This is a genomic window from Stenotrophomonas cyclobalanopsidis, assembly GCF_008710035.1.
Lineage (GTDB): Bacteria > Pseudomonadota > Gammaproteobacteria > Xanthomonadales > Xanthomonadaceae > Stenotrophomonas > Stenotrophomonas cyclobalanopsidis.
On record NZ_VYKI01000043.1, the window covers coordinates 21479 to 28069 of the forward strand.

The window sequence follows — 6591 nt, forward strand, 5'->3', positions numbered from 1 at the left end:
AGCGCCGGCGACCACAGGAGAAATGCGGATGAAGCACGGACGTGGATGGAGTGCGGTGATGTGCCTGGCGCTGGCCGGGTGCGCGATGTCGGTGCCACCGCCGGCGGCGCAGGACACATCGAAGCAGGGCACGACAACAGCCGCCGCTACGCCCGGCGTGGTGCTGCCCGATACCGAAGCGCTGCGCGTGCACGACCCGGTCGGCCGCGATTACCCGATATGGGTTGCGCTGCCGGCCGACTACGCGGCCCACCCTGAAAAACGCTACCCGGTGCTGTACGTGACCGACGCGCTGTACAGCTTTCCGCTGGTGCGCAGCGTGCGCAACCTGGTGGGGCAGCAGGGCGTCAACATCGAGAACTTCATCCTGGTTGGGCTGCCGCCGCAGGAGGGGCTGACCTCCAAGCAGAGCCGCTCACGCGACTACACGCCCAGCAATCCCGTGCGGAAGGCTGATGGTTACTACAGTGATGACGTGATCTACGGCGGTGCCGCGCATTACCGCGACTTCCTGGCCGCAGAGGTGCTGCCGATGATCGATGCGCGCTACCGCACGGATCCGGCGCGACGTGCGTTTGCAGGCCATTCCTATGGCGCATTGTTTGGTGCTTACGTGCTGACCACCCAGCCGGACCTGTTCAGCACCTACATCCTGTCCAGCCCTTCGCTGTGGTTCGACCAGCGGTTGCTGCCGCGCATGCAGGACAGTGCCGTCATCCCGGCACAGCCGACCCGCGTGCTGTTGTCGGTGGGCAGCTACGAAACCGTCCAGCCGGGGCCGCGCTATTCAACCGGCAACGACATGCTGCGGCAGGCCGCGGACTTCACTGCGCAGCTGCAGCGTAGTGGCCGCAAGCTGCAGGTGGACAACGTGGTGATCGAGGGTGAGGACCATCTGACGGTGTACCCGCGGGTGATCACCCGCGCGCTGCTGGAGGTGATGCCGGGTGAGGGGCCGTACACGGGTGGGTGACGGCAAGTGCCATCCACGCAGGGCGTGGATCTACTACCTCAATCCACGCATGGCGCGATTCCGGCGGGTGATGGCCGGTCGCATACACGCCGACGGGAACCGGAATCAGTAGATCCACGCCATGCGTGGATGATTGCCTTAGGCCGCCTGCGCGTCCGGCCCGGTCAACACGCCGACATCAGCATGGCGGAAACACAGCCGGATGGCGTCGAGCAGCTCGCTCATGTTGTACGGCTTGGGCAGGAAGTGGATGCCATCGCGCAGCTGCGGCAGCACCGCGTGCTGGTCCATGCCCGAGGTAACCAGGATCGGCAGCTGCGGGTACAGGCCGCGCACGTGGTTGGCGGCCTCGATGCCGCTGACCAAGCCGAGGTTGACGTCGGTGAACAGCAGGTCGAAGCGCTCGCCGGCGGCCAGCAGGCCCAGCGCGGCTTCGGCCGAGCTCACGCCCACCACGTGGCAGGCCTGGCTCTCCAGCGCCATGCGGCTCAGCTCGCGGGTTTCCTCGGCGTCCTCGATCAGCAGGACGCGGGGTTCAACGTGGCGCTTGGACAGCAACATGACGCGACAACTCCGGACAGCGTTTGGTGAAAAGGCGCGCAAGTATGCTCGACCGTGGGGTGATCCCGGCGTGCAGGGTCGGCTAAGACGGCGTTACAGCACGCTTTCGGCGCAAATGCAGGCTCAATACGACAACGGCGAGGAAGGCCGTGCCGACGCGCAGGCTGGTGGCCTGCCAGCCAAGGGCGATCGCGTCATCGAGGCTGAACACGTTCCACGCCAGGTTCATCGATAGGGCATGGGCAACGCCGGGATGGGAAGGCCGACGGCGGCGCTGAGGTCACGCAGGTTGAGGCCTAGGCCGACGCCGAGCAGTGCCAGCAGCAGGCGCGCGGTCGTGGGCAGGTGGGACGTCTGGGGCATGCGCGCAGTCGGTGCGGGATGAAGCCGCAGTGTGTGCGGCCGGCCGTGCGCGGGCACGCGCCGTTCGTCCCTGTGCCATCGGTCATGTTGCCGGACAGTCATTGACGGACAGGTACAGTCAAGGTCTGACCAGCAGGAGCGACGCCCATGCAGTGCCCCGTGTGTACCACCCAGACCCTGCAGATGGCTGAGCGCCATGGCATCGAGATCGACTACTGCCCGGACTGCCGCGGTGTGTGGCTGGACCGCGGTGAACTGGACAAAATCATCGAGCGCGCAGGGGCTGCCGTGCCGCCGCCGGCACCGGTGCAGGCCGCACCGCAGGTGGCACCGCCGCCGGTGATGCATCGCGATACCCGCCATCTTGGCCAGCGCCCTAAAAAGAAAAAGGAGAGCTTCCTGTCGGAGTTGTTCGACTTCTGACGCCGATTGTAGAGTCGAGCTTGCTCGACTGCTTCGCTCTGTAGAGTCGAGCTTGCTCGACTATTGGCGGCAAGAGCCAGTCGAGCAAGCTCGACTCTACGGGTCTACCGCCGCCGCAGGATGAACTCGCGGTCGCGCGTGCTTCCGACGATGAAATCGTACTCGCCGGCTTTCTCACAACCGTAGCGCGCGTAGAAGCGCTGCGCGGCGAAGTTCTCCTCCCACACGCCCACCCACAGGGTGCGGCGCTTGGGCTGGTCGAGCCAGTGGATGAAGGCGTCCATCAAGCGCGTGCCTTGCCCGTTGTTCTGGTAGGCGGCCAGCACGTACAGCCGTTTCAGTTCAATATCGCCCTCGCGCGCATCGGCATGCGGCAGGGTATTGGCACCCGCTGCCAGATACCCGGCCAGACTGGTGTCGCCATCCAGCAGCAGCCAGATCGCACTCTGCGGATGCAGGAGCTCTTCGCGCTGGGCATCCAGCCCGTAATGCGTCTGCAGGAACTCATCCAGTTCCTGCGGTGGGTACGAGTCACCCCAGGTTTCAACGTAGGTGGCGACGGCGATAGCGGTCAGCGCTTCGACATCGTCGGGTGTCGCGCGACGGATCTGCAGGGACATGGTCAACGCCGGTGGAGGGAGGGAGCAGTGTAGCGGGCTCGGTGTCTGCCGGGCCCGTCACGAGGTCTGAAGGGCTCAGAACCACAGGCGCACACCGGCCACCCAGCGCGTGTCGCGTGCGTGGTCACCGGCAGCGTCGGCCGCATCGCCGAAACTGCGCTCGTGGCTGATGCCGATGTACGGCGCGAAGCGGCGGCTGAACTCGTAGCGCAGGCGCAGGCCGGTCTCGACCTTGTCAAGGCCGCGGCCGATGCCGTATTCCGGTTCGTCCTTGGCTGCCAGCGTGGCCTCCACCACCGGCTGCAGGATCAGCCGGTTGGTCAGCAGCACCTCGTATTCCACTTCGGCCTTGGCCAGCACCTGCCCGCCGGAGCCGAAATAGAGCGTGGCCGAGCTTTCGAACTTGTACGGCGCCAGGCCCTGGATACCGATGGCGGCCCAGGTGCGCGAATCGGCGGGGCGGAAATCCTGGCGCACGCCGACCAGCACGTCCCACCACGGCGACACGCTGCGTCCGTACAGCGCTTCCAGCGACGAGGACTCGGTGCGGCTGCCACTGCGCTCGCCATCGCTGCGCAGCCACAGGCGGTTGATGTTGCCGCCGATCCAGCCGGTGGCTTCCCAGGCCTGGCCATTTCCGTTCCGGCCATCCCAATGTTCCAGCCGATCGATCAGTAGCAGGCTGTTGATCTCCGGCGCGTGCTGCATGGCGCCGTGGTCGATGGGCGGGAAGGCGGCGGCGCGGTCGGCGTCGGTGGGCACCGGGATGGGTTCGCGCAGTTCACTCGGCGCGGGCATGGGCGCCTTGTGGCCCATTGCCAAATGGTCCATCGTCGAATGGTCCATCGTCGAATGGTCCATCGTCGAATGGTCCATCGTCGAATGGTCCATCGTCGAATGGTCCATCTGTGAGTGATCCATCGCGCCGTGGTCCATCTTCGAATGATCCATCTTCGAGTGGTCCATCTTCGAATGGTCGACCGGCGCCTTTGCGGGCGCGGCCATGTCATGGCCGGCATGCGCGTCATGCGACTGCGCGAACGCGGGAAGGGCAGTGGCCAGGCCGATGGCCAGCAGGCTGCGGGAGAGGTGACGGCTCATTCTTCGATCCTCACTTCGCGCATCATCCCCGCTTCCATGTGGTACAGCAGATGGCAGTGGTAGGCCCAGCGGCCGAGCGCATCGGCGCGCACGCGGTAGCTGCGGCGGGTGCCCGGCGGCATGTCCACGGTGTGCTTGCGCACCTGGAATTCGCCCTGCGCGTTTTCCACGTCGCTCCAAACGCCATGCAGGTGGATCGGGTGCTGCATCATGGTGTCGTTGACCAACACGATGCGCATGCGCTCGCCGTAATTCAGCCGCAGCGGTTTGGCGCTGGCGAAAGGAATGCCGTCGAACGACCAGGCGAATTTCTCCATGTGCCCGGTCAGGTGCAGCTCGATCTCGCGGCTGGGTTCGCGGCCATCGGGATCTTCGAACAGGCTGTGCATGGCGCCGTAGGTCAACACCTGCCGGCCGTTGTCGCGCAGGCCGATGCCGGGGTCATCCAGCTTCGGTTCGCTGGCCGAGCTCTGCATGTCCACCAGCGGGTTGTTGCGTTCGCTGGCGGAGTGCTTGGGTGCCTTGCTCGCGCTGGCATCACCGTGGGCACCATGGCCCATGCTGGCGCCGCAGCCGCCTTCGATGCGCTTCATCGCGGCCATGTCGTGGCCACCGTGAGCCCCCATGTCATGGCCCGACATACCTGGGACATGGGCCATGTCATGGCCCATGTCGGACATCGTCAGCAGCGGGCGCGGGTCGCGCTGCGGAACCGGGGCCTGCAGACCATGGCGCACGGCCAGGGTGCCGGCGGCGAAGCCGGTGCGGCCCATGTCCTGGCAGAAGAGGGTGAACGCATCCTGGCCGGTCGGTTCCACCAGCACGTCGTACGTCTCGGCCGGGGCGATGCGGAACTCATCGATGCTGACCGGATGGATGTACTGGCCGTCGGCGGCGACCACGGTCATCTTCAGACCGGGAATGCGCACGTCGAAGTAGGTCATCGAGGCGCCGTTGATGAAGCGCAGCAGCACCTTCTCGCCGCTGCGGAACAACCCGGTCCAGTTGCCAGCCGGCGCCGTGCCGTTCATCAGGTAGGTATAGGTGTGGGCGTTGACGTCAGAGATGTCGGTGGGCGTCATCCGCATCCGGCCCCACATGCCACGGTCGGCCACGGCGGCCGACCAGCCATCGCGGCGCACGTCGCGCACGAAGTCAGGCAGGGTGCGCTTGTAGTAGTTGTCGTGCTCGGCGAGCTTCTTCATGCGCCGGAACAGTGCGCCCGGGTCCATGTCGGTCCAGTCCGAGAGCAGGATCACGTGCTCGCGGTCGTGGTGGTACGGGGCCGGTTCGGCCGGGTCGATGATGAGCGCGCCGTACAGGCCGGCCTGCTCCTGGAACATCGAATGGCTGTGGTACCAGTAGGTGCCCGACTGCCTCAGCTGGAAGTGGTAGTGGTAGGTCTCGCCGGGGCCGATGCCGTTGAAACTGAGGCCGGGAACGCCGTCCATGTTGGCCGGCAGCAGGATGCCGTGCCAATGGATGGAGGTGGGGTGGCGATCGAGCGTGTTGCGCACGAACAGGTCCACGGTCTGGCCTTCGCGCCAGCGCAGGATGGGCGCGGGCAGCGAGCCGTTGACGGTGATCGCCGGGCGGGTGCGGCCGGTGAAGTTGGCCAGCGACTGGCCGATGGCCAGCTCGACGCGGGTATCGGTCAGCACGGCGGGCGCGCCGGCCAGGCGCGGGGTGGCGCCGGCCGCGGCAAGCGCGCGCTGCGGCACGCCGATGGCGGTGGCGCCGGCCACTATGCCGCCAGCAGCCAGGCCCTGTACGAACAGGCGGCGCGACGGCATGGTCAGGCCGCCCGGGCCGGGGGGAATGCGGGTATTCATGGGGTGACTCCAGACACGGGAAGGCGCCGGCGGGACGCCGGCAACGGTACGCGTGGAATCAGCCGATGGGAGGGCGTGAGAGGGGCGGCAGCGGCGGTGCCGGGCGGCCAGCGCCGGGCATCGGCTGCGGGGCCAGTGACAAGGCCGGGCCGGCCAGGAACGGCTGCGGCTGCACGGCCAGCAACGGGTGCTGGGCGCAGCTGCGCACGCAGTCCTTGATCTGGCAGTGGGCGTCGTGGGCCGGGGCTTCGGCCTGCGGGGCGGGCTCGACCTTCACGCCGGCCTGGTGGTGGCAATCGCCCTCGGTCGCGTCTGCGGCGGCCATGGCGTGCGCCATCTGGCCCATCTGCTCGTGCCCGCCGGCCATGGCCGCGTTCAACCCGTTGAGCAACAGGCTGAGCATGAGCACGACACGGAGCAGGGTCGAGGCGAGGGACATGGGCGTCAATCTAGCGGCAAGCGGCACGGGATGCACTTCTGCCTGAATGGATGGTTCAAGATTGGACCCGCACGAGGGACGGTTTCGTAGAGTCGAGCTTGCTCGACTGAGTGAGCGGAGCAGTCGAGCAAGCTCGACTCTACGGGCCAACGGCAGCCGAGCGTGGGCTCGGCTCTTGTGTCTTGGAACGGTGCCCTGATCAGGCACAATTCCCCTGGTGACCCCGGGAGGCTCCGATGACGCTGCCTCGGCTCTTAAGCCTTCGGCTCTTAAGCCTTC

8 protein-coding genes and 1 pseudogene are annotated in these 6591 nt (G+C 66.7%); 2 read left to right on the forward strand and 7 right to left on the reverse strand.

Features of this window, described 5'->3' with window-relative positions:
* Nucleotides 1-28 precede the first annotated feature (28 nt).
* On the forward strand, nt 29-973 hold the full coding sequence (locus FJU31_RS18795; RefSeq protein ID WP_150456090.1) for an alpha/beta hydrolase: 945 nt from the start codon (nt 29-31) through the stop codon (nt 971-973).
* A gap of 138 nt (nt 974-1111) precedes the next feature.
* On the opposite strand, the gene FJU31_RS18800 is transcribed toward FJU31_RS18795, so the two are convergent.
* The 3 genes and pseudogenes from FJU31_RS18800 to FJU31_RS19690 form a co-directional block, all read right to left on the reverse strand.
* Complete coding sequence (locus tag FJU31_RS18800) at nt 1112-1534, reverse strand: response regulator (protein WP_150456091.1); 423 nt, start codon at nt 1532-1534, stop codon at nt 1112-1114.
* Nucleotides 1535-1616: 82 nt separating this feature from the next.
* Nucleotides 1617-1769, reverse strand: a pseudogene (locus FJU31_RS19685) (CPBP family intramembrane glutamate endopeptidase); the annotation flags it as partial.
* Nucleotides 1760-1897, reverse strand: a complete 138-nt coding sequence (locus FJU31_RS19690) for a hypothetical protein (protein ID WP_425473738.1) — start codon at nt 1895-1897, stop codon at nt 1760-1762. The gene FJU31_RS19690 and the pseudogene FJU31_RS19685, both read right to left, overlap by 10 nt.
* Before the next feature lie 147 nt (nt 1898-2044).
* Between FJU31_RS19690 and FJU31_RS18810 the strand changes: the two genes are divergently transcribed.
* Nucleotides 2045-2320, forward strand: coding sequence for a TFIIB-type zinc ribbon-containing protein (locus FJU31_RS18810; RefSeq protein WP_150456092.1), 276 nt, complete (start codon nt 2045-2047; stop codon nt 2318-2320).
* 104 nt (nt 2321-2424) lie between these two features.
* On the opposite strand, the gene FJU31_RS18815 is transcribed toward FJU31_RS18810, so the two are convergent.
* The 4 genes from FJU31_RS18815 to FJU31_RS18830 all read right to left on the reverse strand — a co-directional run bounded on the left by FJU31_RS18815 (nt 2425) and on the right by FJU31_RS18830 (nt 6312).
* Nucleotides 2425-2940, reverse strand: coding sequence for a GNAT family N-acetyltransferase (locus FJU31_RS18815; RefSeq protein WP_150456093.1), 516 nt, complete (start codon nt 2938-2940; stop codon nt 2425-2427).
* Between the two features lie 75 nt (nt 2941-3015).
* On the reverse strand, nt 3016-4041 hold the full coding sequence (locus tag FJU31_RS18820) for a copper resistance protein B (protein ID WP_150456094.1): 1026 nt from the start codon (nt 4039-4041) through the stop codon (nt 3016-3018).
* Nucleotides 4038-5873, reverse strand: a complete 1836-nt coding sequence (locus FJU31_RS18825) for a copper resistance system multicopper oxidase (protein WP_150456095.1) — start codon at nt 5871-5873, stop codon at nt 4038-4040. Before FJU31_RS18825 ends, FJU31_RS18820 begins: the two co-directional genes overlap by 4 nt.
* Nucleotides 5874-5931: 58 nt before the next feature.
* On the reverse strand, nt 5932-6312 hold the full coding sequence (locus tag FJU31_RS18830) for a CopL family metal-binding regulatory protein (RefSeq protein WP_150456096.1): 381 nt from the start codon (nt 6310-6312) through the stop codon (nt 5932-5934).
* Nucleotides 6313-6591 lie beyond the last annotated feature (279 nt).